This is a genomic window from Pseudomonas sp. S2_A05, from assembly GCF_054668485.1.
Map to the genome: position 1 here is coordinate 4,237,650 of NZ_CP162775.1, position 24,306 is coordinate 4,261,955.

General features: G+C 61.1%; 20 protein-coding genes. 16 read left to right on the top strand and 4 right to left on the bottom strand.

What is annotated here, in order from left to right:
• Window positions 1–187: 187 nt before the first annotated feature.
• Window positions 188–589 carry a lysozyme inhibitor LprI family protein gene (locus AB4O12_RS19330; RefSeq protein WP_236167684.1) on the top strand — a complete coding sequence of 134 codons (402 nt, stop codon included), beginning with the start codon at window positions 188–190 and terminating at the stop codon, window positions 587–589.
• 48 nt (window positions 590–637) lie between these two features.
• Entirely contained in the window at window positions 638–1,054 is a 417-nt protein-coding gene (locus tag AB4O12_RS19335) for a DUF3010 family protein (protein WP_016772815.1), read from the top strand.
• A gap of 143 nt (window positions 1,055–1,197) precedes the next feature.
• Here the strand turns inward: AB4O12_RS19335 and AB4O12_RS19340 are convergent, their stop codons facing one another.
• A complete protein-coding gene (locus tag AB4O12_RS19340) occupies window positions 1,198–2,142 on the bottom strand; it encodes a GlxA family transcriptional regulator (protein WP_460059528.1) in 945 nt (314 codons plus the stop codon).
• Between the two features lie 191 nt (window positions 2,143–2,333).
• Between AB4O12_RS19340 and AB4O12_RS19345 the strand changes: the two genes are divergently transcribed.
• The 6 genes from AB4O12_RS19345 to AB4O12_RS19370 all read left to right on the top strand — a co-directional run bounded on the left by AB4O12_RS19345 (window position 2,334) and on the right by AB4O12_RS19370 (window position 7,814).
• Window positions 2,334–3,278, top strand: a complete 945-nt coding sequence (locus AB4O12_RS19345; protein ID WP_071173857.1) for a choline ABC transporter substrate-binding protein — start codon at window positions 2,334–2,336, stop codon at window positions 3,276–3,278.
• A 120-nt stretch (window positions 3,279–3,398) separates the two neighbouring features.
• The gene (locus AB4O12_RS19350; RefSeq protein ID WP_460059531.1) at window positions 3,399–4,286 is read left to right on the top strand and encodes a beta-keto acid cleavage family enzyme; all 888 of its coding nucleotides are present in this window, start codon (window positions 3,399–3,401) and stop codon (window positions 4,284–4,286) included.
• A gap of 133 nt (window positions 4,287–4,419) precedes the next feature.
• Window positions 4,420–5,385: an L-carnitine dehydrogenase gene (locus AB4O12_RS19355; RefSeq protein ID WP_460059533.1), complete on the top strand. Its 966-nt coding sequence runs from the start codon at window positions 4,420–4,422 to the stop codon at window positions 5,383–5,385.
• A gap of 127 nt (window positions 5,386–5,512) precedes the next feature.
• Entirely contained in the window at window positions 5,513–5,989 is a 477-nt protein-coding gene (locus AB4O12_RS19360; protein ID WP_122699698.1) for a thioesterase family protein, read from the top strand.
• Between the two features lie 26 nt (window positions 5,990–6,015).
• Window positions 6,016–7,179 (top strand): gamma-butyrobetaine dioxygenase, encoded by a 1,164-nt coding sequence (locus AB4O12_RS19365; protein ID WP_460059536.1) that lies wholly within the window; start codon window positions 6,016–6,018, stop codon window positions 7,177–7,179.
• Window positions 7,180–7,550: 371 nt separating this feature from the next.
• Window positions 7,551–7,814, top strand: coding sequence for a hypothetical protein (locus tag AB4O12_RS19370; RefSeq protein WP_008083190.1), 264 nt, complete (start codon window positions 7,551–7,553; stop codon window positions 7,812–7,814).
• Between the two features lie 73 nt (window positions 7,815–7,887).
• Here the strand turns inward: AB4O12_RS19370 and gbdR are convergent, their stop codons facing one another.
• Window positions 7,888–8,991: a choline metabolism transcriptional regulator GbdR gene (gene gbdR, locus AB4O12_RS19375; protein ID WP_007949927.1), complete on the bottom strand. Its 1,104-nt coding sequence runs from the start codon at window positions 8,989–8,991 to the stop codon at window positions 7,888–7,890.
• Window positions 8,992–9,537: 546 nt separating this feature from the next.
• Complete coding sequence (locus tag AB4O12_RS19380; protein ID WP_236167688.1) at window positions 9,538–10,914, bottom strand: L-serine ammonia-lyase; 1,377 nt, start codon at window positions 10,912–10,914, stop codon at window positions 9,538–9,540.
• A gap of 435 nt (window positions 10,915–11,349) precedes the next feature.
• On the opposite strand from AB4O12_RS19380, the gene AB4O12_RS19385 reads away from it, so the two are divergent.
• The 3 genes from AB4O12_RS19385 to choV all read left to right on the top strand — a co-directional run bounded on the left by AB4O12_RS19385 (window position 11,350) and on the right by choV (window position 14,395).
• A complete protein-coding gene (locus AB4O12_RS19385; protein ID WP_095181365.1) occupies window positions 11,350–12,297 on the top strand; it encodes a choline ABC transporter substrate-binding protein in 948 nt (315 codons plus the stop codon).
• Between the two features lie 77 nt (window positions 12,298–12,374).
• A complete protein-coding gene (choW, locus tag AB4O12_RS19390) occupies window positions 12,375–13,220 on the top strand; it encodes a choline ABC transporter permease subunit (protein WP_016772805.1) in 846 nt (281 codons plus the stop codon).
• On the top strand, window positions 13,217–14,395 hold the full coding sequence (gene choV, locus AB4O12_RS19395) for a choline ABC transporter ATP-binding protein (protein ID WP_016772804.1): 1,179 nt from the start codon (window positions 13,217–13,219) through the stop codon (window positions 14,393–14,395). The genes choW and choV overlap by 4 nt, the downstream gene beginning before the upstream one ends.
• Before the next feature lie 269 nt (window positions 14,396–14,664).
• On the opposite strand, the gene AB4O12_RS19400 is transcribed toward choV, so the two are convergent.
• A complete protein-coding gene (locus tag AB4O12_RS19400) occupies window positions 14,665–16,605 on the bottom strand; it encodes a BCCT family transporter (RefSeq protein WP_223259140.1) in 1,941 nt (646 codons plus the stop codon).
• A 486-nt stretch (window positions 16,606–17,091) separates the two neighbouring features.
• Here AB4O12_RS19400 and betI point away from each other — a divergent pair, with 486 nt between their 5' ends.
• The 5 genes from betI to AB4O12_RS19425 all read left to right on the top strand — a co-directional run bounded on the left by betI (window position 17,092) and on the right by AB4O12_RS19425 (window position 24,171).
• Entirely contained in the window at window positions 17,092–17,685 is a 594-nt protein-coding gene (gene betI / locus AB4O12_RS19405) for a transcriptional regulator BetI (protein WP_008085771.1), read from the top strand.
• Between the two features lie 88 nt (window positions 17,686–17,773).
• Window positions 17,774–19,246, top strand: coding sequence for a betaine-aldehyde dehydrogenase (gene betB / locus AB4O12_RS19410; protein WP_039757620.1), 1,473 nt, complete (start codon window positions 17,774–17,776; stop codon window positions 19,244–19,246).
• Window positions 19,247–19,426: 180 nt separating this feature from the next.
• Window positions 19,427–21,130, top strand: a complete 1,704-nt coding sequence (betA, locus tag AB4O12_RS19415; RefSeq protein WP_056786513.1) for a choline dehydrogenase — start codon at window positions 19,427–19,429, stop codon at window positions 21,128–21,130.
• A 261-nt stretch (window positions 21,131–21,391) separates the two neighbouring features.
• Window positions 21,392–22,834: a TldD/PmbA family protein gene (locus AB4O12_RS19420; RefSeq protein ID WP_460059541.1), complete on the top strand. Its 1,443-nt coding sequence runs from the start codon at window positions 21,392–21,394 to the stop codon at window positions 22,832–22,834.
• Window positions 22,834–24,171, top strand: coding sequence for a TldD/PmbA family protein (locus AB4O12_RS19425; RefSeq protein ID WP_056786510.1), 1,338 nt, complete (start codon window positions 22,834–22,836; stop codon window positions 24,169–24,171). Before AB4O12_RS19420 ends, AB4O12_RS19425 begins: the two co-directional genes overlap by 1 nt.
• Window positions 24,172–24,306 lie beyond the last annotated feature (135 nt).

Here is a 24,306-nt window from a genome sequence, read left to right on the forward strand (position 1 = left end):
GCGCTTTGGGGCCAGCATATGCCTCGGTGCCGGGGCGACCGGGTGCAAAAACGACAGGGGAATTGCCGAAAGCGTCAATCCGCGACAAAGGGTCGTCAGCCGTCCTCATCGGCTGGCTGTTCAAGCCCGCGCGCTTGCGCCAGAATCTGCCGCAGCCTGCACCTACCAACGGATTAGAGCGACCCCAATGAAATCAATAATCCTCGCCCTGGCACTGATTGCGACCGGCGCCCACGCCGCCGAAGAATCCGAGAACAACCCGTGCGACGCGGTGGAAAACGACATCCAGACCCTGGAATGCTCCGCCTACAGCCGCAGCACCGCCGAAGACCTGCTCAAAGACAACTACGCCAGCCTCAACGAGCGCATGCAGGCCGCCTACGGCAAGAACCCGACGCAACTGGCCGACATCACCGCCAAACTGAAAACCGCCCAGCAGCAGTGGTTGAAGACGCGGGATGCGGATTGCGCGGTGGAAGCGTTCCCGTCCACGGCGGGGAGCAAGGCCTTCACCATTGCGCAGAATGACTGTGTCGCGCGGATGAGTGATGAACGGTCGGAGTTTTTGGAGTCGATTGGGCAGGAGTGAGTGTTTTGAGCTGTAAGCTGAACCTCTTAAGCCAGTCTAAGGATTCCCATGAACATCTGCGGCATTGAAATCAAAGGCAGCGAAGCGATCATCGCCGTGGCGGCGCTCGATGGTTCGACGTTGAGCCACGTCCCTCTCGCCACGAAGAAGATTGCTCTGGATGACGACGACGAGGCGGCGAACGTGCGGCGGTTCGCGGCGCAGGTGGCATCGTTTGTGCGGGAGAACTCGGTGGACCGGATTGCGATCAAGAAGCGCAGCAAAAAGGGCGAGTTTGCCGGTGGGCCGACGACATTCAAGATCGAGGGCGTGTTTCAACTGCTCGATGGTTGTGAGGTAACGCTGCTGTCGCCGCAGACGATCAATGCCCAGGCCAAGAAGCACAATTTCGAACTGCCCGGGACGTTGAACAAATATCAGCATGAGGCTTACAAGGCGGCGTGCTCGGCGTTGGTGAAGAAATAAGCCGATTCCCGAAATCACCTTGGAACCTGTGGGAGCGGGCTTGCCCGCGATGGCGGTGTGTCCGGCAATAACAATGTTGGATGTGCTGGCCTCATCGCGGGCAAGCCCGCTCCCACAGGGTTCTAGGGTGGTGCTGAAACCATTCACGCCTGCGCGGTACGCCGGTCTTCCCGGGGGCAGCGGGCGAAACGCGCGCGATAACTGCGGGTGAAATACGACGGCGATTCAAACCCGCAGGCAATGCTGACTTCGAGCACGCTCATGTCGGTCTGGCGCAGCAACTGCCGGGCCTTTTCCAGCCTTAACCGCAGATAGAAATTGCTCGGCGTATCGTTCAGATGCAGCCGGAACAAGCGCTCCAGTTGCCGCCGGGTCACCTTGATCGACTCCGCCAGTTGCAGCGTGGTCAGCGGTGGTTCGCTGTGCTGTTCCATCTCGCCGATCACCTGCACCAGTTTCTTGTTGCTGATGCCGTAACGCGTGGCGACTTCCATGCGCTGGTGATCCTTGCGCGGGCGTATGCGCCCGAGCACAAACTGCTCGCTGACCTGAATCGCCAGTTGCGGGCCGTGGGCCTGGGCGATCAGGTCGAGCATCAGATCAATCGAGGCCGTACCTCCCGCCGAGGTGATCCGCCGCCGGTCGATCTCGAACAGCTCCTGGGTGACGCTGAGCTGTGGATAAGACTCCTTGAAGGCATCGATCGCCTCCCAGTGCAGGGTCAGGCGATGGCCGTCGAGCAGGCCTGCTTCGGCAAGGACGAAGCTGCCGGTGTCGATCGCACCGAGGGTTACGCCGTCCTTATCCAGCCTGCGCAACCAGTGTTCCAGCGTCGGCGTGATGAACTTCAGCGGTTCGAAGCCGGCCACCACCAGTAAGGTCGCACCTTTCTTCAGCGGCTCCAGCGCCGCATCGACGTTGACCGACATGCCGTTGCTCGCCAGTACCGCGCCGCCATCGGCGCTGAGCACATGCCAGCGGTACAACTCGCCGCGAAAACGGTTGGCCACGCGCAACGGTTCGATCGCGGAAATAAAGCCGATGGCAGAGAACCCCGGCATCAGTAAAAAGTAGAAATCCTGGGACATGGGCGCACTCGGTTGGCGGGTCGCGTGGCTCGTTGATACGCCGATTATCGGCGGCGTTCAAGCGTGCAGGTCGCTACAGTGCAAATGCCAGTCGCCGCAGTGCGCTTTCACGGGTGCATAGCTGCGTAACTTGGCCTCACCGGCGCGCAGATGCCGGGAACCACAATAATCGAACTGCCGAGGAACCCGACATGAAACGACTGATCAGCAGCTGCGTTCTTGCACTCAGCGGTACCGCTTTTTTCAGCACCGGCGTAATGGCGGCCGAACCGGCCTCCTGCAAGAACGTACGCATGGGCGTGGTCAACTGGACTGACGTGATCGCCACCAGTGCCATGACCCAGGTCCTGCTCGACGGCCTCGGCTACAGCACCAAACAGACCAGCGCCTCGCAGCAAATCATCTTCGCCGGGATCCGCGATCAGCGTCTGGACCTGTTCCTCGGCTACTGGAACCCGCTGATGACGCAAACCATCACGCCGTTCGTCGAGGCCAATCAGGTGAAAGTGCTCGAAGCACCGAGCCTGAAAGATGCCCGCGCCACCCTCGCCGTGCCGACTTATCTGGCCGACAAGGGCCTGAAAACTTTCGCCGACATCGCCAAATTCGAGAAGGAATTGGGCGGCAAGATCTACGGCATCGAGCCAGGCTCGGGCGCCAACACGCAGATCAAAGCGATGATCGCCAAGAACCAGTTTGGCCTCGGTAAGTTCCAGCTCGTCGAATCAAGCGAGGCCGGCATGCTCGCCGCCGTCGATCGCGCCGTGCGCCGCAAGGAAGCCGTGGTGTTCTTCGGCTGGGCGCCGCACCCGATGAACGTCAACATCCAGATGACCTATCTGACCGGCAGCGAAGACGCCCTCGGCCCGAACGAAGGCATGGCCACGGTGTGGACGGTCACCGCGCCGAAATACGCCGAGCAATGCCCGAACATCGGCCGCCTGCTGGCCAACCTGACTTTCACCGCCGAATCCGAGAGCCGGATGATGCAGCCGCTGCTCGATCACAAGGATGCCTTCGAGTCGGCGAAGCAGTGGCTCAAGGATCACCCCGAAGACAAACAGCGCTGGCTTGAAGGTGTGACGACTTTCGATGGCAAACCGGCTGCTGAAAATCTGCAACTGACCAGCAAATAACCCCTCGATTGAAGAGCCCCTCACCCTGACCCTCTCCCCAAGGGAGAGGGGAATTTGACGACGCTTCGCAGCCCCGCAACGGGCTGCGGACAGACCCATCACGCCTGAAGGAAACGCACCATGAACCACGACGTCATCATCACCTGCGCACTCACCGGTGCTGGCGACACGACCGCCAAAAGTCCACACGTGCCGATCACCCCGAAACAGATTGCCGCTGCAGCGGTGGAAGCGGCCAAGGCTGGCGCCACCGTGGTGCACTGCCATGTCCGTGATCCGCAGACCGGCAAGTTCAGCCGTGACGTGGCGCTGTACCGCGAAGTGATGGAGCGCATCCGCGAGGCGGACGTCGACATCATCGTCAACCTCACCGCCGGGATGGGCGGCGACCTGGAAATCGGCCCCGGCGAGAAGCCGATGGAGTTCGGCCCGAACACCGACCTGGTCGGCCCGCTGACCCGTCTCGCCCACGTTGAAGAACTGCTGCCGGAAATCTGCACCCTCGATTGCGGCACGCTGAACTTCGGCGACGGCGACACCATTTACGTCTCCACTCCGGCGCAACTGCGCGCCGGCGCCAAGCGCATCACCGAACTGGGGGTGAAGGCCGAACTGGAGATTTTCGACACCGGGCATCTGTGGTTCGCCAAGCAGATGATCAAGGAAGGCTTGCTCGACAACCCGTTGTTCCAGCTGTGTCTGGGCATCCCGTGGGGCGCACCGGCCGACACCACCACGATGAAAGCCATGGTCGACAACCTGCCCGCCGACGCGGTGTGGGCCGGCTTCGGCATCGGCCGCATGCAGATGCCGATGGCGGCGCAAGCGGTGCTGCTCGGCGGCAACGTGCGGGTCGGCCTGGAAGACAATTTGTGGCTGGACAAAGGTGTGCTGGCGACAAATGGCCAATTGGTTGAGCGCGCCACGGAGATCCTCAGCCGCCTCGGTGCCCGGGTGCTCACGCCGGCAGAAGGCCGGAAGAAAATGGGCCTGACCCAGCGCGGCTGATCCATCACCCATTTCACCTGTAGGAGCTGCCGAAGGCTGCGATCTTTTGACTTTGATTTTTTAGAAGCAAGATCAAAAGATCGCAGCCTTCGGCAGCTCCTACAGGGCTCTTCGAACTCTTCAGGACATCACCATGCGCTTTATCACCGAAATCAAAACCTTCGCCGCTCTCGGTAGCGGTGTCATCGGCAGTGGCTGGGTCGCCCGTGCCCTCGCACACGGCCTCGACGTGGTGGCTTGGGACCCGGCGCCCGGCGCTGAGGCGGCGTTGCGCCAACGCGTGGCCAATGCCTGGGGCGCGCTGGAGAAGAACGGTCTGGCGCCGGGTGCCTCGCAGGATCGTCTGCGTTTTGTCGCGACCATCGAGGAATGCGTGCGTGACGCCGACTTCATCCAGGAAAGCGCCCCGGAGCGGCTGGAACTGAAGCTCAATCTGCACAGCAAAATCAGCGCCGCGGCCAAGCCCGATGCGCTGATCGGCTCCAGCACTTCAGGCCTGTTGCCCAGCGAGTTCTACGAGAGTTCGACGCACCCTGAACGCTGCGTGGTCGGGCATCCGTTCAACCCGGTGTATCTGTTGCCGCTGGTGGAAGTGGTCGGCGGCAAAAACACCGCGCCCGAGGCGGTGCAAGCGGCGATGCAAGTCTACCAATCCCTCGGCATGCGCCCGTTGCATGTGCGCAAGGAAGTGCCGGGTTTCATCGCCGATCGCTTGCTTGAAGCGCTGTGGCGTGAGGCGTTGCACCTGGTCAACGACGGTGTCGCGACGACCGGCGAGATCGACGATGCAATCCGTTTTGGCGCTGGTCTGCGCTGGTCGTTCATGGGCACGTTCCTGACCTACACCCTGGCCGGCGGCGATGCCGGCATGCGCCACTTCATGTCGCAATTCGGTCCGGCGTTGCAGTTGCCGTGGACGTATCTGCCGGCACCGGAGCTGACCGACAAGCTGATCGATGATGTGGTCGATGGCACCACTGATCAGCTCGGTCGGCACAGCATTTCGGCGCTGGAGCGCTATCGTGATGATTGTTTGCTGGCGGTGCTTGAAGCGGTGAAGACCACCAAAGAGAAGCACGGAATGAGTTTCAGCGAATAGACCTTGCAAAGCGCTTCCGGCCCCTTCGCGAGCAGGCTCGCTCCCACAGGTAAACGCATTTCAATGTGGGAGCGAGCCTGCTCGCGAAGACGGCAGTCCAGTCATCATCAATGTTGGAACCGAAACCATGCCCCACCTCACCACCTACCAAACCACCATCATCCCCGACTGGGTCGACTACAACGGCCACCTGCGCGATGCCTTCTACCTGCTGATCTTCAGCTACGCCACCGACGCGCTGATGGACCGCCTCGGCATGGACAGCAGCAACCGCGAGGCCAGCGGCCACTCGCTGTTCACCCTCGAACTGCACCTCAATTATCTGCACGAAGTGAAACTCGACACCGAGGTGGAAGTGCGCACGCAAATCATCGGCCATGACAGCAAGCGCCTGCACCTCTATCACAGCCTGCACAAGGTCGGCGATGAGCAAGAGTTGGCCGGCAATGAACAGATGCTTTTGCACGTCGACCTCGCCGGCCCGCGCTCGGCGCCGTTCAGCCCCGACACGTTGCATCGCTTGCAGGCCATCGTCGCGGATCAGACCGACCTGCCCGCTCCCGCTTACATCGGCCGTGTGATCGCGCTGCCACCCGCTCGGTAAATCCCCCCCATCGCCAAGGAGCCGCCATGAACACCGCCGTCGCTGTTGCCGATTTTCGTACTTATCCGTTGATCAGCGCGCTCGGTGGCGTGCAGGGTCTGGCGGATCGCGTTGTCATCGAATGGGCTGACGGACGTGTCAGCCCGTTTCACCAGGTATGGCTGCGCGACAATTGCCCATGTGATCAATGCGTCTACAGCGTCACTCGCGAGCAAGTCTTTGAAAGCGTCGATGCCGCCGAGGATTTGCAACCGCTGGCCACGCGCATCGACACCGATGGTTGCCTGCGCATCGACTGGCAGGATGGTCACCTGAGCCGCTTCGATCCGGGCTGGCTGCGCGCACATGCCTATGACGATGAGTCCCGCGCCGAACGCCTGGCCGGCAAACCGCAGCCCCATTTGTGGCACAGCGATCTGCAGTTGCCGGTGTTCGACTACACCGCGCTGATGAACGACAACGCCGCGCTGCTGCAATGGTTGCTCGCCGTGCGCGACATCGGCCTGACCCAAGTGCGCGGCGTGCCCACCGAGCCGGGCTCGCTGAAGCTCATCGCGCAGCGGATTTCCTTCATCCGCGAAAGCAACTTCGGCGTGCTGTTCAATGTGCAATCCAAAGCCGACGCCGACAGCAACGCCTACACCGCCTTCAACCTGCCATTGCACACGGATTTGCCGACTCGCGAGCTGCAACCGGGACTGCAATTTCTGCATTGCCTGGTGAATGATGCCGAGGGTGGCGAGAGCATTTTCGTCGATGGTTTTGCGATCGCCGACGCCTTGCGTCTGGAGGATCCGCAGCTGTTTGAGGCCCTGTGTGAAATACCCGTGGAGTTCCGCAACAAGGACCGGCACAGCGACTATCGCTGCCTGGCACCGGTCATTGCTTTGGATGCGCTGGGCCGGGTGGCGGAGATTCGCATGGCCAACTTTCTGCGCGGGGCGTTCGATACGTCGGTGGCACAGATGCCGCTGCTGTATCGAGCCTATCGGCGCTTTATTGCGATGACCCGCGAGCCGCGATTCCGGCTGATGCAACGGCTCAAGCCGGGCGAATTGTGGTGCTTTGACAACCGCCGCACGCTGCATGCGCGCAATGCTTTTGATCCAGCCACCGGGGCGCGGCATTTTCAGGGCTGCTATGTCGACCGGGATGAGTTGTTGTCGCGGATTCTGGTGTTGCAACGTTGAACCGAGTCATCGTTCTTCGCGAGCAGGCTCGCTCCCACAGGGGTACGCATTCCAAAGTGGGAGCGAGCCTGCTCGCGAAAGCGCCAGCGGGAACAACAAATCTCTGGCTGATTCACAGGCAAAAAAAACTCCGATCAAGCCGTGACAGGATCGGAGCTGAGGAGGGTACTGTTGAGGAGCTGCCAGGCGAGGGTGACCAAACCTTCGTGAAGCGAGCTGGCGCCAGTGTGCCTAGTCGACAATCCAGTCGGTTAGCCGAAAACGACCTGTTCATAGTCGTCCCGGCCACCGCGACAAAACGCCCTTGCCGCGTCCGGTCGGGGCCACCAGAATCGAGCCAAGACCTCCGTTGCCACAGAAGGATTTGCGTAATGATGTACGCCGATTTGATTGACCAGGAAGATCTGTTGGGCCAGCTCAAGGCCTTGGGTATTCAGGTGCCGAGCGGTACCACCGCCGAGCAGGCCTGTGAGTGCGCGGTGCGTGGCCTGGATAATGTTCGCGCATTCGAACTGCGCAAGATGGTCAAGGACATGTACACCAGCGGCGCCAGCATTCAGCCGGCGGTGCGTCAGGCGATCGACAAACAGTTGTTGCCGGCCCTTGCGGATTACCAGCAGTCCCACAGCGCCTGAGAAACCCCTTCGCGAGCAGGCTCGCCCCCACCTGATCGTTCCCACGCTCTGCGTGGGAACGATCAGACTCGGTCTACAGCCTTACGCTGGCAAACGTCGACTCATTGCGCGCCTGACTCAGCGCTGACATCGGCCCCGACAGCGGCGACATCACGATGGCCTGCGGCAGCGGCAGCATGGCTACCTGCTGGGTGGTGTTGGAGCCCACGCGCTCGTCACGTGGCGGAATGCCGAAGTACTCGCGATAGCACTTGGAGAAGTGCGGCGTGGAGACGAACCCACACACCGACGCCACCTCGATGATCGACATCGGCGTCTGCTTGAGCAGTTGCCGGGCGCGGATCAGGCGCAACTTCAGGTAATAGCGTGACGGCGAGCAGTGCAGGTATTTCTGGAACAACCGCTCCAGTTGTCGACGCGACACCGCGACATACACTGCCAGCTCATCAAGGTCGATCGGCTCTTCCAGATTGGCCTCCATCAACGCGACGATTTCCTGCAGCTTCGGCTGATTGGTGCCGAGCATGTGCTTGAGCGGCACACGCTGATGATCCTGTTCGTTGCGGATGCGCTCGTAGACGAACATTTCCGAGATCGCTGCCGACAGTTCACGACCGTGATCGCGGCTGATCAGGTGCAGCATCATGTCCAGCGGCGCGGTACCGCCGGAACTGGTGAAGCGGTTACGGTCGAGGGTGAACAGGCGTGTGCTCATGGCCACGCGCGGGAAAGCTTCCTGCATCGCCGCCAGACATTCCCAGTGCACGCTGCAATCGAAGCCGTCGAGCAGACCGGCGCAGGCCAGCGCCCAACTGCCGGTGCACACCGCGCCCAGGCGCTTGGACTGGCGCGCCTGACTTTGCAGCCAAGAGACGTGTTCACGGGTCACGGTGCGTTGAATGCCGATGCCGCCGCAGACAATTACAGTGTCCAGGGGCGGGGCTTTGTGCATGGAGGCGTCGGGAGTGATCTGCAGACCGTCACTGGCCCAGACCTGGCCGCCATCGACGGTGAGGGTGCTCCAGCGATACAGCTCGCGACCGGACAACTGGTTGGCCATGCGCAGCGGCTCAACGGCGGACGCCAGGGAAATCAGCGTGAAATTGTCCAGCAGCAGAAAGCCGATGGATTGAGGCGCACGGTTCTGGGGTTGGGCCCCGGAGTTGAACGACGTCATCGCGGTATCTCCTCACACAAAGCGGGTGGCGGCCTCAGGCGGAGGCTCTTGTTATTGCCCGCGTCTCACAGAGAAAGCAGGCTTTGTTATGACAGAGCAATTGCCGTGCCTGAAATTGGACGGCCATTCAATAACTCCTGAAAACGACCTCGCGACGCGTCTATACGAGACCTCGGAACACGCCATTTCGAAGTGCCATCAGATGCCGCGAGCGCCCTGCCGCGCAGCCCGTGAGCAGATCGGTAGCACTTGTGGGAACTGGCCTGCAGAGGATTTGCACAGAGTGTCACCGCAAGCACGGACGACGGACGGTCGATTAACGACTGACAAGTCACGACTGACAATGACGCTTGTCTGATTGCGACGCGCCAAAAGGTAGCGTGACTGGATCGGGATGTTCTTTTGTTGAGCAGTTTTGACTGGTCTGGCGTCTTCGCGAGCAGGCTCGCTCCCACACTGGAATCTGGGGTTCACAAATATTGTGTTCCTGGAGATCTATTGTGGGAGCGAGCCTGCTCGCGAAGAATCCACCTCGGTGTGGCTGGCTCAGCACTCAACCGCACTGACCGCCAAGCCACCGCGCGAAGTTTCCTTATATTTGTCATGCATATCGGCGCCGGTATCACGCATGGTGCGGATCACCCGGTCCAGCGAGATAAAGTGCTGACCGTCGCCACGCAGGGCCATTTGCGCCGCGTTGATGGCTTTCACTGCGGCAATCGCATTGCGCTCGATGCACGGCACTTGCACCAGGCCACCGACCGGGTCGCAGGTCAGGCCCAGATTGTGTTCCAGGCCGATTTCCGCCGCGTTGCACAGTTGCTCAGGGGTGGCGCCGAGAATCTCCGCCAGCCCTGCCGCCGCCATGGCGCAGGCCGAACCGACCTCGCCCTGGCAACCGACCTCGGCCCCAGAGATCGACGCATTCTTTTTGCAAAGAATGCCCACCGCCGCCGCGCCGAGGAAATAGTCGACGACGTTGGCGTCGGTGACCGCTTCGCTGAATTTCATGAAGTAGTGCAGCACCGCCGGGATGATCCCCGCCGCGCCGTTGGTCGGTGCAGTGACCATACGCCCGCCAGCGGCATTCTCTTCATTGACGGCCAGGGCGAACAGGTTGACCCACTCCATGGCGCTCAGGGTCGAGCCGATGACGTTCGGTTTGTTCAGCTCTTGCAGGCTGCGGTGCAACTTCGCCGCACGCCGCCGCACGTTCAAGCCGCCGGGCAGAATGCCTTCGTGCTTGAGGCCCTGCTCGACGCAATCCTGCATCGCCCGCCACAGTTTCATCAGCCCGGCGCGGATCTCTTCTTCGCTGCGCCAGACCTTTTCATTGGCCATCATCAGCTCGGCGACGCGCAGGTTGTGTTTTTTGCACAACTGCAGCAGCTCGACCGCACTGGAGAAGTCGTAGGGCAATTCGGTGCGATCCAGATCGACCACACCGCTGGCCGCTTGCGCCTCATCAACGACGAAGCCGCCGCCGACCGAATAGTAGGTGTCACGGTGCAGCTCACCGAATTCGCCTTCGGCCACCAGGGTCATGGCGTTGGGATGGAATGGCAGGTTTTCGTCGATCAGGCGCATGTCCCGCGCCCAGACAAACGGCACCGACAGGCGACCATCCAATAAAAGCGTATGGGTTTCGCGCAGCGCCTGAATGCGCGGGCCGATCTGCGCCGGGTCGATTGCGTCCGGCCACTCGCCCATCAGGCCCATGATCACCGCGTTGTCGCTGCCGTGACCGATGCCGGTGGCCGACAGCGATCCGAACAACTGCACCTCGATGCGCCGCACCTGCTCCAGTTGATGCTTGCCGCGCAGCGACTCGACAAACAGTGCGGCGGCGCGCATCGGGCCGACGGTGTGGGAACTGGAAGGGCCGATGCCGATTTTGAACAGGTCGAAAACGCTGATAGCCATTGCTGCGAAGCTCCTGAGAATACCGGTCCGGGCTGCAAAAGCGCCCGCTGGCGGAGCTGCTACGCTCAAGCTGCGATCCGCCGAATGCCGGCATCATCGGGCTTTTGTCGGCGCGCACGGCGTCTGACACCGACGCAGTCATGTCCAGCAGCGTCGTCACGTTTTCGCCCCGCAAATACGCCGTTTTTATGCAGTCGAGCAGGTCATCGGGGGCGGAAAAAAGCTGTAAGCGACGTCACCGACACTGGAAGCGACCATCCCTGTACTGGATACGACCCTCCCTGTAGGCGTCAGATTTTCACTGGTACATGATCGGGATGACTCGATTGCAAGGCGCTGCGGTAGAGCTGTCGTCAGAACGCCACCAACCGCAACCCATAAGTGCGGTGGTCCACAGTCGGAACACTGCCAAAAAAAACACCAAGGAGTCCATCCATGAAAGGTTCCCCGTCGTTGTTGTTGGCCGCCCTGCTGAGTCTGCCGTTACTGGCGCAAGCCGCAGAACCGGCACAGTGCAGCCTCGTTAACTTCTCCGATGTCGGCTGGACCGACATCACCGCCACCACCGCTACCACTTCCGTTGTTCTCAACGCCCTCGGCTACAAGACCAAAACCACCATGATCTCCGTGCCCGTGACCTACAAGTCGCTGGCCGACGGCAAGAACATGGACGTGTTTCTCGGTAACTGGATGCCGACCATGGAGAACGACATCAAGCCGTATCGCGATGCCGGCACCGTCGACACTGTGCGCACCAATCTAAAGGGTGCCAAATACACCCTCGCCGTGCCGCAAGCCTTGTACGACAAAGGCCTGCATGACTTCGCCGACATCGCCAAATTCAAGAAAGAGCTCGACGGCAAGATCTACGGCATCGAGCCGGGCAACGACGGCAACCGGCTGATCCAGAGCATGATCGACAAGGATGCCTTCGGCCTGAAAACCGCTGGCTTCAAGATCGTCGAATCTTCCGAGGCCGGCATGCTCTCGCAAGTTGACCGAGCGCAGAAGCGCGACACCGCCGTGGTCTTCCTCGGCTGGGCACCGCACCCGATGAACAAGCGCTTCAAGATTCAATACCTGACCGGCGGCGACGACTTCTTCGGCCCCGATTTCGGCGCAGCCACCGTGGCAACCAACACCCGCAAGGGTTACGCCGAAGAATGCAGCAACGTCGGTCAGCTGTTGAAAAACCTGGAGTTCACCGTCGACATGGAAAGTGAACTGATGGGCAACATTCTCGACGACAAGATGAAGCCTGACGCGGCCGCCAAGGCCTGGCTGAAAAAGAATCCACAGGTTCTCGAAACCTGGCTCGCTGGCGTGACCACCATTGACGGTAAACCAGGCCTGGAGGCCGTGAAAGCCAAGCTCGCGCCTTGATTTGAAAGGCACCGCTTATGCCGGGCAGGCGTGCCTGCCCGGGCTGTTAATTTCCTTGCATGCGGACGTTCACTACCATGCTGATTGATCAGAAAATACCTTTAGGCCAGTACATCGCGGGCTTCGTCGAATGGTTGACGCAACACGGCGCCAACACCTTCGACGCAATCGCCGTGACACTGGAAACGATGATCCACGGCGTGACGTTTGCGCTGACCTGGTTCAACCCACTGGTGCTGATTGGCCTGATTGCCATCATTGCCCATCTGATTCAACGCAAGTGGGGCCTGACCGCGTTCGTGGTTGCCTCGTTCCTGCTGATCCTCAACCTGGGGTACTGGCAGGAAACCATGGAAACCCTCGCCCAGGTGCTGTTCGCCACCCTGGTCTGCGTGTTGATCGGCGTGCCGCTGGGCATCGTCGCCGCGCACAAACCGATGTTCTACACCATGATGCGGCCGGTGCTCGATCTGATGCAGACCGTGCCGACCTTCGTTTACCTCATTCCTACCCTGACCCTCTTCGGGCTGGGTGTGGTACCGGGCCTGATCTCCACGGTGGTCTTCGCCATCGCGGCGCCGATCCGCCTGACCTACCTGGGCATCCGCGATGTCCCGCAAGAACTGATGGACGCCGGCAAGGCCTTCGGCTGCTCGCGTCGCCAATTGCTCTCAAGGATCGAATTGCCGCACGCCATGCCGAGCATCGCGGCCGGCATCACCCAGTGCATCATGCTGTCGCTGTCGATGGTGGTGATCGCGGCACTGGTCGGCGCCGACGGACTCGGCAAACCGGTGGTCAACGCACTGAACACTGCTGATATTGCGCTGGGCTTCGAAGCAGGCCTGGCAATCGTACTGCTGGCGATCATGCTCGACCGTATCTGCAAACAACCCGACGCCAAAGTAGGGGGTGACGCATGAGCATAATTCGCTTCGAAGACGTCGACGTAATCTTCTCCAAGGACCCGCGCGAGGCACTCAAGCTGCTCGATCAGGGCATGACCCGCAACGAGATCCTGAAGAAAACCGGGCAGATCGTCGGCGTGGAAAAAGCCACGCTGGACATCAACAAGGGCGAGATCTGCGTGCTGATGGGCCTGTCCGGCTCGGGCAAGTCGAGCCTGCTGCGCTGCATCAACGGCCTCAACACCGTGAGCCGTGGCAAGCTGTTCGTCGAGCATGAAAACCGCCAGATCGACATCGCCTCCTGCACGCCCGCCGAGCTGAAAATGATGCGCACCAAGCGCATTGCCATGGTCTTTCAGAAATTCGCTCTGATGCCGTGGCTGACGGTGCGCGAGAACATCAGTTTCGGTCTGGAGATGCAGGGCCGACCGGAGAAGGAACGCAAGAAACTGGTCGATGAGAAACTCGAACTGGTCGGCCTGACCCAATGGCGCAACAAGAAGCCTGATGAGCTATCCGGCGGCATGCAGCAGCGCGTCGGCCTCGCCCGCGCGCTGGCGATGGACGCCGACATTCTGCTGATGGACGAACCGTTCTCGGCCCTCGACCCGTTGATCCGCCAGGGTCTGCAGGATGAACTGCTGGAACTGCAACGCAAGCTGAGCAAGACCATCGTGTTTGTGAGCCACGACCTCGATGAAGCACTCAAATTGGGTAGCCGCATCGCGATCATGAAGGACGGTCGGATCATCCAGTACAGCGTGCCGGAGGAAATCGTCCTCAACCCGGCGGACGACTATGTGCGCACCTTCGTCGCCCACACCAATCCGCTCAACGTGCTCTGCGGCCGCAGCCTGATGCGCACGCTGGACAAGTGCAAACGCATCAACGGCTCGGTGTGCCTCGATCCGGGCGGCGACTCGTGGCTGGACCTGGCCGAAGGCAACACCATCAAAGGCGCGCGGCAGAACGGCTCGGTGCTGAACCTGCAGAACTGGGCACCGGGGCAAGCGGTGGAAGGCCTGGAGCGCAAGCCAACACTGGTGGACTCGAACATCGGCATGCGTGACGCGCTGCAGATCCGTTATCAGACCGGCAACAAGCTGGTGCTGCACGATAACAATCATGTGGTGGGGATTCTCGGCGACAGCGAGTTGTATCACGCGTTGCTGGGCAAGAATCTGGGGTAATGCGCCAGGTGGGATAAAAAAAGGGATCGCGGTGAGCGATCCCTTTTTGTTGGGTCAGGAATAGCCCCTCACCCTAGCCCTCTCCCAGAGGGAGAGGGGACCGATCGGGGGATGCTGCAGATCTGCACCGACCTGATCTTGCTTTACCGAATCCATAATCGACTCGATCTTTCAGGTCAATGTACAACGCCAGACACCTCAGTCGGCTCCCTCTCCCTACGGACGGTCCGACGTTTCGGGAGGGCTGGGGTGAGGGTCAGCTTTTGACTTTAGCTATAAACCCGCCCCAACAACTGCCGATGGCTTTCGAACTGATCCAACACATCCCGCGTAATCTGCTCCGGTGTGAAGCCCATCAAGTCATAGTCCTGACTGCCATTGTGCAGATACACCTCAGCGCGGTAATAACGCTGACGCGCTTCATCCGACTGCGCCGATTCGGTCGGGGTCGCCAGATAACCATCCAGGCTCACTTCGTAAACGAAAGGGTTGCCCTCTTCCATCTCGACCCGCACGCCCATGCAACGCTTGGCCTTGCCCAGCAGCGTCTGCACTTCAATGCCCTGATTGCGCAATTGCGCCGCTGCATCTTCCAGCGCCGGAGTGACGTGCTTGTCCATGAAGCGCTGCACCACCGATTGGCTCGGTTGCAGATCCAGTTGCGTCAGGCGCTCGCTGAAACCACGGCGTCCGCGCTCGGCCAGTTGCGCTTGCTCCTGTTCGATCTGCACGTCCTGGCGCATCGCCTTGTGCAGGCCGAACATGAAGCAGATCAGCACCACCGAGAACGGCAGGCCGGCCAACACGACCATGGTCTGCATGGCTTCGAAGTTGCCGGCGAACAGCAGGCCGATGGTCACCAGCGTGATCACCACCGACCAGAAGATCCGCAGCCAGTGCGGCGCGTCTTCATCGACGTTACCGCCCTTGCAGGAAAGATTCGCCATCATCACCGCGCCGGAGTCGGCCGGGGTCAGGAACAGCACGAAGCCGACAAAGATCGACACACCAATCACGACTTTCGACGCCGGATAATGCTCAAGCAACTGATAGATCGCCATCGACGGCTGTTCCAGCGCCGTCTTGCCCAGCTCCACCGCGCCCTGATTCATCACCAGATCCAGCGCCGAGTTGCCGAAGATCGACAGCCACGCCAAGGTGAAGCCCAGCGGAATCAGCAGCACGCCAGCGACCAGTTCACGCACGCTGCGGCCACGGGAAATCCGCGCAATGAACATGCCCACGAATGGCGCCCAGGAAATCCACCAGGCCCAGTAGAACAGCGTCCACAGGCCCAGCCAGCGGTCGGACTTGGCGCTGTCGCCTTCATAGACGTAAAGGTCGAAGGTCTTCAGCACCACGCCGTTGAGATAGTCGCCAATGTTCTGCACGAAGCCGTTGAGCAGGTGCAGGGTCGGGCCGAACAGCAGGACGAAAATCAGCAGGCCGCTGAACAGCACGATGTTCAGGTTGGACAGACGACGGATGCCGTTTTCAACACCTGACACGGCAGCGATGGTCGCTACTGTGCTCATGACGATGATGACGATCAGCAGGTTGGTGTTGCTGTGCTCCATGCCGAACAGGTTTTCCAGCCCGGACGACACTTGCAGCGAGCCAATCCCCAGGTTGGTCACCAGACCCAGCAGGGTCACGAACATGCCGAAGCCATCAACCGCGTGCCCGGCGGCGCCTTTGACCCAACGCTCGCCGACCAGCGGATACAGCGCCGAACGCAGCGCCAGCGGCTGGTTATGTCGATAGGCAAAATACGCCACGGCCAGGCCGACCAAAGCGTAGATCGCCCAGCCGTGCAGGCCCCAGTGCAGGAAGGTCAGTTGCACTGCCTGACGCGCGGCCAGATTGCTGGCCGAGGTGCCTTCCGGCGGATTGAAGTAGTGATCCAGCGGCTCGGACGCGCCGAAGTACAACAGCGAAATGCCGATGCCCGACGAGAACAGCATCCCCGCCCAGGCGCCGTAACTGAAATCCGGGGTGTCGTCCTTGCTGCCCAGTTTGAGTTTGCCGTACGAGGAAAACGCCAGACCGACCACGAACACCAGGTAGGCGGCGATCACCACCATGTAGTACCAGCCGAAGCTGCGCGACAACCAGGCCTGGGCCATGCCCAACATTCTGCCGGCCTCTTGCGGGGCGATGATCAGAATGGCGGTCAACAACAGAATCAGCGCGGTCGAGGTGTAGAACACCCAACCGTTGACCGTCACCTTCTCGGGCGGGGTCTTTATTAGCGAGGCAGAACTCATGGCACAAATGCTCCAGGCAGTGCGAGAGAAGAACACAAGGCATCACGGAACCCGACCAATCGGTTAGTTGGCAGCCGACCGGCGGGTGATATAAAGACACTCCGAAAAAAGCCCGAACCTGCCGAAATGGCGCTGCGTATTCGCTTTCGTGGCCAAAGGTGCCGGACGTTCATCCGAAACCTGACCCCGAGCGTCTTGCCCTTTCAACACGTCCTTCGAATCGCGAACCGCGCCATGCCCCACGCAGGTTTCGAGCCGTTTCAGGTGTCGGTTTTTATCGTCATTACACGTAGGAATTTTCTGTAGGCAGCGACGAATTGTCGCAGATCTTATTCTTTGTTGATTGAACGTTCAATCAAAACAAAATAGACTGGCCCTCAATCCGATCGGCGTCATTCGCCTCTCGGAAGGCCTAAGGAGATGTGCAAGATGCCCAAGGTCGGTATGCAACCCATCCGCCGCCAACAATTGATCGAAGCCACTTTGCAAGCGGTCGATCAGGTCGGAATGGGGGACGCCAGCATTGCGCTGATCGCCCGTTTGGCCGGTGTCTCGAATGGCATCATCAGTCATTACTTTCAGGACAAGAACGGCCTGATCGCCGCCACGATGCGGTACCTGATGACCGCCCTCAGCGAGAGCGTCACCGCGCGCCGTCAGGCGCTGGCAGATGACAGCCCACGGGCGCATCTGCAGGTGATCATCGAAGGCAACTTCGACGCCAGCCAGGTCAATGGCCCGGCAATGAAAACCTGGCTGGCCTTCTGGGCCACCAGCATGCACCAGCCGTCTTTGCACAGGTTGCAGCGGATCAACGATCACCGTCTGTATTCCAACCTGTGCTGCCAGTTCCGCCGTGTGCTGCCGCTCGAAGATGCGCGCAGCGCCGCCCGGGGTCTGGCAGCGTTGATTGACGGCTTGTGGTTGCGCGGCGCGCTGTCGGGAGACGCTTTCGACACGGCGCAGGCGCAACAGATCGCTTACGAATACATGGATTTCCAATTGGCCAAGAAGGTGAGCTAGAGCACACAGAAAATGCTCGGCCCCTGAACTCCACCGCAGCGTCATCGCGGTGGTCAACGCCAACCACCAATGCACTTGCGAGGACACTATGGCCCGTTTCGAACTGCAAAAACTCTACATCGATGGCGCGTACACCGACGCCGGCAGCGACGCCACCTTCGAAGCCATCAACCCGGCGAACGGTGAAGTCCTCGCACTGGTGCAACGTGCGACCAAAGACGACGTCGAGCGCGCCGTGGTCAGCGCCGAAAAGGGCCAGAAAATCTGGGCCGCGATGACCGCCATGGAGCGTTCGCGCATCCTGCGTCGTGCCGTTGACATCCTGCGCGAGCGCAACGATGAGCTGGCTGCGCTGGAAACCCTGGACACCGGCAAATCCTTCTCCGAAACCAAGTACGTCGACATCGTCACCGGCGCTGACGTGCTGGAATACTACGCAGGCCTGGTGCCCGCCATCGAAGGCGAGCAGATTCCTCTGCGTGACACCTCTTTCGTTTACACCCGTCGCGAGCCGCTGGGCGTGGTCGCCGGTATCGGCGCGTGGAACTACCCGATCCAGATCGCGCTGTGGAAATCCGCTCCAGCCCTGGCGGCCGGCAACGCGATGATCTTCAAGCCAAGCGAAGTCACCTCGCTGACCACCCTGAAACTGGCTGAGATCTACACCGAAGCCGGCGTGCCGAACGGCGTGTTCAACGTGCTGACCGGCAGCGGCCGCGAAGTCGGCACCTGGCTGACCGAGCACCCGCGCATCGAGAAAATCTCCTTCACTGGCGGCACCGACACTGGCAAGAAAGTCATGGCCAGCGCTTCGGCTTCGTCGCTCAAGGACGTGACCATGGAACTGGGCGGCAAGTCGCCGCTGATCATCTGCGACGACGCCGACCTCGATCGCGCCGCCGACACGGCGATGATGGCCAACTTCTACAGCTCCGGTCAGGTCTGCACCAACGGCACTCGCGTATTCGTACCGGCGCATCTGAAAGCCGCGTTCGAGGCCAAGATCGTTGAGCGCGTTGCGCGCATCCGCGTCGGCAACCCGGAAGACGAAAACACCAATTTCGGCCCGCTGGTCAGCTTCGCCCACATGGAAAGCGTGCTGGCCTACATCGAAAAAGGTAAGGAACAAGGTGCCCGCGTCCTGTGCGGCGGTGGTCGCCTGACCGACGGCGAATTCGCCAAAGGCGCATTCGTTGCGCCAACCGTGTTCACCGACTGCACCGACGACATGACCATCGTCCGCGAAGAAATCTTCGGCCCGGTGATGGCGATCCTCTCCTACGAAACCGAAGAAGAAGTGATCCGCCGCGCCAACGACACCGACTTCGGCCTGGCTGCCGGTATCGTCACCAAAGACCTGAACCGCGCCCACCGCGTGATTCATCAACTGGAAGCCGGTATCTGCTGGATCAACGCCTGGGGCGAGTCCGACGCAAAAATGCCGGTCGGCGGCTACAAGCAGTCGGGTGTGGGCCGTGAGAACGGGATCAGCTCGCTGAACAACTTCACGCGCATCAAATCGGTACAGGTCGAGCTGGGCGATTACGTTTCGGTGTTCTAAGACCCGAGATTTGCATTGCTCGCGAAGGCCTCTTCGCGGGCAAGCCCGCTCCCACAGGTTTGGAGTCGTCCACCCAATTTGTGGCAGCCCCCAATCCCTGAGGGAGCTGGCTTGCCAGCGATTCGAGTGCACAGCACTCGCCAAGGTCCGACCTGACCACTATCAAAGAGGGTGCATTCAATGTCCCAAGAATTCGACTACATCATCATCGGTGCCGGCTCGGCCGGTAACACCCTGGCGACCCGTCTGACTGAAGACGAAGGCGTCACCGTTCTGCTGCTCGAAGCCGGGGGGCCGGACTACCGCCTCGACTTCCGTACCCAGATGCCCGCCGCGCTGGCGTTCCCGCTGCAGGGGCGTCGCTACAACTGGGCTTACGAAACCGATCCAGAGCCACACATGGACGGTCGCCGGATGGAATGCGGTCGCGGCAAGGGCCTTGGCGGCTCTTCGCTGATCAACGGCATGTGCTACATCCGTGGCAACGCGATGGACTACGACGGTTGGGCGAAACTGCCGGGCCTGGAAGACTGGTCGTACCTCGATTGCCTGCCGTACTTCCGCAAAGCCGAAACCCGCGACATCGGCCCGAACGATTACCACGGTGGCGACGGCCCGGTCAGCGTGACCACGCCGAAAGCCGGCAACAACCCGCTGTTCCACGCCATGGTTGAAGCTGGCGTGCAGGCCGGTTACCCGCGTACCGAAGACCTCAACGGTTACCAGCAGGAAGGCTTCGGCCCGATGGACCGCACCGTGACGCCGAACGGCCGCCGTGCTTCCACCGCCCGTGGCTACCTCGACATCGCCAAAAAACGTTCGACCCTGACCATCGTCACCCACGCCCTGACCGACAAGATTCTCTTTGAAGGCAAGCGTGCGGTCGGCGTGCGTTACCTGATCGGCGACGCTGAAGAACGTGTTGAAGCCAAGGCGCGCAAGGAAGTCCTGCTGTGCTCCGGCGCCATCGCTTCGCCGCAGATTCTGCAGCGCTCCGGTGTCGGCCCGGCGAAACTGCTGGAAAGCCTCGACATCCCGGTGGTCCACGATCTGCCGGGCGTCGGTGAAAACCTGCAGGATCACCTTGAGCTGTACCTGCAATACGCCTGCACCCAACCGGTCTCGCTGTACCCGTCGCTGCTCTGGTACAACCAGCCGGCGATCGGTGCCGAGTGGCTGTTCAACGGCACCGGCATCGGCGCCAGCAACCAGTTCGAGGCCGGCGGTTTCATTCGTTCGCGTCCGGAATTCGAATGGCCGAACATCCAGTACCACTTCCTGCCGGTGGCGATTAACTACAACGGCAGCAACGGTGTGAAAGAGCACGGTTTCCAAGCGCACATGGGTTCCATGCGTTCGCCGAGCCGTGGTCGCATCCAGGTCAAATCCAAGGACCCGCGCCAGCACCCGAGCATCCTCTTCAACTACATGGCCACCGAGCAGGACTGGCAGGAATTTCGCGACGGCATCCGCCTGACCCGCGAAATCATGCAGCAACCGGCACTCGATCAATACCGTGGTCGTGAAATCAGCCCGGGCATCGACGTGCAAACCGATGAGCAGCTCGACAAGTTCATCCGCGAGCACGCCGAAACCGCGTTCCACCCGTCCTGCTCGTGCAAGATGGGCACCGACGAGATGGCCGTGGTCGATGGCGAAGGTCGTGTGCACGGCATGCAGAGCCTGCGCGTGGTCGATGCCTCGATCATGCCGATCATCACCACCGGCAACCTCAACGCGCCGACGATCATGATGGCCGAGAAAATCGCCGATAAGATCCGTGGCCGCAAGCCGCTGCCGCGCAGCACCGCTGCTTATTACGTCGCGAACGGCGCGCCGGTCAAAGGCAAGCCGATGCGGGATATCACCCCGGTTACGCAGTAAGTCGTAGTACCGAGGCGCCGCCTTCGCGAGCAGGCTCGCTCCCACACTGGATCTGTGGCATTCACAAATCCCCTGTGGGAGCGAGCCTGCTCGCGAAGAGGCCCTCACAGCAACACACACTTCCCCGCTGCACAGTAAATCCCCCTACACCCCCTCTTCACTTGATCCTACCCCCACGCAGGCCTACTCTAGACCTCGCGCAACCGTTTCACCCCTCCCCGCTGTCGCCATGCCGCTACTCCATTACAAGGAGGTTCCCGAATGTTCGATTTCCACCCCCAGCTCAAGCAGCGCTTTGCTGCCTTGCGCACGGGCGCTGAATTTTTTTCCCTGCGGTATGTGCGCGAGTCCGGGCAGTTTCTGTCGGTGCGCAAGAACGTCGCCGAACCGCCGAGTTTGAGCCGCGATGAAGGGGCGATGCTCACCGTGCGCGTGAATGGCGTCGAAGCCTACGCGGCGACCAATGACCTCTCGCAACAAGGCCTGCAAGCCGCTCTCGAGCGCGCCGAGCAACAGGCCCGCCGGCTCAAGCCGCACGCCTTGCTCGATCTGCGCGAGCAGCCGCTTTCCAGCGATCGCGCTGATTATTTTTCACCCAATCTCGAACAGCCCTTCCCATCCCTGAGCGAATGCTTCGATCTGCTCGGTGCGGAGTCCGCCTCGGTGCCCAAGGATGAACGCCTGGTCAATTGGCAGGTGAGCATCGGCATCACTAACGTCGAGCAGATCTACCTGAGCAGCGCCGGCGCCGAATTGCGTCAGGCCCAGCGCTTTGTCTATCCGAGCCTCGACGTCACCGCCTACGACGGCAACGACAGCCAGACCCGCAGCCTCGGCCGCGAGAACTTCGGCCAGCAGGGTGGCGCCGACGTCATCAGCCGTTGCGGCCTGGTCGGTGCCGGTCCGCAAGTCGCCGAACAGGCCCTGCAATTGCTGCTCGCGCCGAACACCCCGCAAGGCCGGCGCGACCTGCTGCTGATGCCCGATCAGATGATGCTGCAGATCCACGAGTCCATCGGTCATCCGCTGGAGCTCGACCGCATCCTCGGCGATGAGCGCAATTACGCCGGCACCAGTTTCGTCAAGACCAGCGATTTCGGCAGCCTGCAATACGGCTCGAATTTGCTCAACGTGACTTTCGATCCCGGCATCCCGGAAGAACTCGCCAGCTACGGCCATGACGACGACGGCACCGCGGCGAGCAAACAATTCCTGATTCGCGACGGCCTTTTGCTGCGGCCGCTGGGCGGAGCGCTGTCGCAATATCGCGCCGGCCTCGATGGCGTTGCCAACAGCCGCGCCTGCGGTTGGAACCGGCCGCCGATCGACCGCATGGCCAACCTCAACATCGAACCGGGTGATCAAACGCTGGAGCAGATGATCGGCGGTATCGAGCACGGCATTCTGATGAGCACCAACCGTTCGTGGTCGATCGACGATGCGCGCAACAAATTCCAGTTCGGCTGCGAATGGGGCCAGTTGATCGAGCATGGTGAACTGAAAGGCGTGGTAAAAAACCCCAACTACCGGGCGATTTCCGCGCACTTCTGGAAGAGCCTGCGCGCCGTCGGCGATGCCAGCACCGTCAAGGTGCTGGGCACGCCGAACTGCGGCAAGGGCGAACCGAACCAGGTGATTCGCGTCGGCCATGCTTCGCCGGCCTGCGTATTCAGCAACATTGATGTGTTTGGGGGAGACGCCTGATGAGCATTTCGAAGCGTCAGTCCGACGCCTTCAAGGTCATGGTCAACTGGCTGCGCGACAGCGTGCGCGAGCCGGAACAGTTCACGCTCAGCTACGCCGCCGAAGCCTCGGCGTTCGTGCGCTTCAATCACGCCAAGGTGCGCCAGGCCGGGCAAGTGCAGCAGGCCAACGTCGGCCTGAAACTGATCAACGACGGTCGCCACGCCGACCTGCAGATCACCTTGTCCGGGGATCAGGAAGCCGATCTGCAACGGCTCGCCGAAGGCCTGCAACAATTGCGCGAAACCTTGCCGCTGCTGCCGCAGGACCCGTACTTGCTGCTCAATCACAACAGCTGGCAGAGCACGCACGTACAAGCGCATCCGCTGCCGGACACCGAAGATGTCGTCGGGCAAATCTGCGCCGCCGCTGAAGGTCTCGATCTGGTCGGTTTTTATGCTGCCGGTCCGATCAGCCGCGGTTTCGCCAGTTCCGCTGGCGCGTTCGGCTGGCATGAAGCCAACAGCTTCAATTTCGACTTCAGCCTGTTCCACGAAAACGGTGAAGCGGTGAAGGCCAGCTACGCCGGGCATGACTGGAGCGACGAAGGGTTTGCCCGGCGTTTCGCCCAGGCACGCGAACAGCTGGAGTTTCTCGGCCGACCGTTACGCACCCTGGCACCGGGGCAGTACCGCGCCTATCTGGCACCGGCGGCACTGGAAGAAATCATGGGCATGCTCAGTTGGGGCGGGTTCTCGGCGCAATCGATCGCCAGCAAGAGCAGCCCGTTACAGAAGCTCTACGTCGGCGATCAGGCATTCAGCCCGTTGCTGTCGCTGGATGAAAAAGTCAGCGAGTCCCTGAGCCCGGCGTTTTCCGCCGAGGGTTATCCGCGCAGCGATCTGCGTCTGATCATCGAGGGCAAGGCCGGCGATCAACTGGTGGGCTCGCGCAGCGCCGCCGAATATGGTCTGGCGGCGAACGGTGCGGGCGGCGGCGAGATGCCCAGTGCGTTGAACATGGCCGCCGGTGATCTGTCGCAGCAAGAGATCCTCAAGCAGTTGGGCACCGGGCTGTACATCAGCAACCTGTGGTATCTGAACTACTCGGATCAACCGGCGGCGCGCATGACCGGCATGACCCGTTTCGCGACCTTCTGGGTCGAGAACGGCGAAATCCAGGCGCCGGTCAGCACCATGCGCTTCGACGACAGCGCCTACAACCTGCTCGGTTCGCAGTTGGAAGCGTTGACCACCGAGCGTGAGCTGCTGCTCTCGGCGAGTACGTACAGCCAGCGCAATACCTCGTCATCGCTGTTGCCGGGGGCGCTGGTCAGCCGGTTGACCCTGACCCTCTGACGGCGATCGTTCCCACGCTCCGCGTGGGAATGCAGCCCGGGACGCTCCGCGTCCCAGCCAAAAGCGGACGCAAAGCGTCCGTTGAGGCATTCCCACGCAGAGCGTGGGAACGATCATCAAACAGACCACAAGAGG

What these genes read in the sequence shown, in the direction of transcription:
- AB4O12_RS19365 (WP_460059536.1), top strand. Translation starts at nt 6,016, where the DNA reads ATGAACACCGCCGTCGCTGTTGCCGATTTTCGTACTTATCCGTTGATC.
- AB4O12_RS19425 (WP_056786510.1), top strand. Translation starts at nt 22,834, where the DNA reads ATGAGCATTTCGAAGCGTCAGTCCGACGCCTTCAAGGTCATGGTCAAC.
- AB4O12_RS19370 (WP_008083190.1), top strand. Translation starts at nt 7,551, where the DNA reads ATGATGTACGCCGATTTGATTGACCAGGAAGATCTGTTGGGCCAGCTC.
- AB4O12_RS19385 (WP_095181365.1), top strand. Translation starts at nt 11,350, where the DNA reads ATGAAAGGTTCCCCGTCGTTGTTGTTGGCCGCCCTGCTGAGTCTGCCG.
- betB (WP_039757620.1), top strand. Translation starts at nt 17,774, where the DNA reads ATGGCCCGTTTCGAACTGCAAAAACTCTACATCGATGGCGCGTACACC.
- betA (WP_056786513.1), top strand. Translation starts at nt 19,427, where the DNA reads ATGTCCCAAGAATTCGACTACATCATCATCGGTGCCGGCTCGGCCGGT.
- AB4O12_RS19420 (WP_460059541.1), top strand. Translation starts at nt 21,392, where the DNA reads ATGTTCGATTTCCACCCCCAGCTCAAGCAGCGCTTTGCTGCCTTGCGC.
- AB4O12_RS19355 (WP_460059533.1), top strand. Translation starts at nt 4,420, where the DNA reads ATGCGCTTTATCACCGAAATCAAAACCTTCGCCGCTCTCGGTAGCGGT.
- AB4O12_RS19340 (WP_460059528.1), bottom strand. Translation starts at nt 2,142, where the DNA reads ATGTCCCAGGATTTCTACTTTTTACTGATGCCGGGGTTCTCTGCCATC.
- choV (WP_016772804.1), top strand. Translation starts at nt 13,217, where the DNA reads ATGAGCATAATTCGCTTCGAAGACGTCGACGTAATCTTCTCCAAGGAC.
- AB4O12_RS19380 (WP_236167688.1), bottom strand. Translation starts at nt 10,914, where the DNA reads ATGGCTATCAGCGTTTTCGACCTGTTCAAAATCGGCATCGGCCCTTCC.
- AB4O12_RS19330 (WP_236167684.1), top strand. Translation starts at nt 188, where the DNA reads ATGAAATCAATAATCCTCGCCCTGGCACTGATTGCGACCGGCGCCCAC.
- AB4O12_RS19345 (WP_071173857.1), top strand. Translation starts at nt 2,334, where the DNA reads ATGAAACGACTGATCAGCAGCTGCGTTCTTGCACTCAGCGGTACCGCT.
- betI (WP_008085771.1), top strand. Translation starts at nt 17,092, where the DNA reads ATGCCCAAGGTCGGTATGCAACCCATCCGCCGCCAACAATTGATCGAA.
- AB4O12_RS19350 (WP_460059531.1), top strand. Translation starts at nt 3,399, where the DNA reads ATGAACCACGACGTCATCATCACCTGCGCACTCACCGGTGCTGGCGAC.
- choW (WP_016772805.1), top strand. Translation starts at nt 12,375, where the DNA reads ATGCTGATTGATCAGAAAATACCTTTAGGCCAGTACATCGCGGGCTTC.
- AB4O12_RS19335 (WP_016772815.1), top strand. Translation starts at nt 638, where the DNA reads ATGAACATCTGCGGCATTGAAATCAAAGGCAGCGAAGCGATCATCGCC.
- gbdR (WP_007949927.1), bottom strand. Translation starts at nt 8,991, where the DNA reads ATGACGTCGTTCAACTCCGGGGCCCAACCCCAGAACCGTGCGCCTCAA.
- AB4O12_RS19360 (WP_122699698.1), top strand. Translation starts at nt 5,513, where the DNA reads ATGCCCCACCTCACCACCTACCAAACCACCATCATCCCCGACTGGGTC.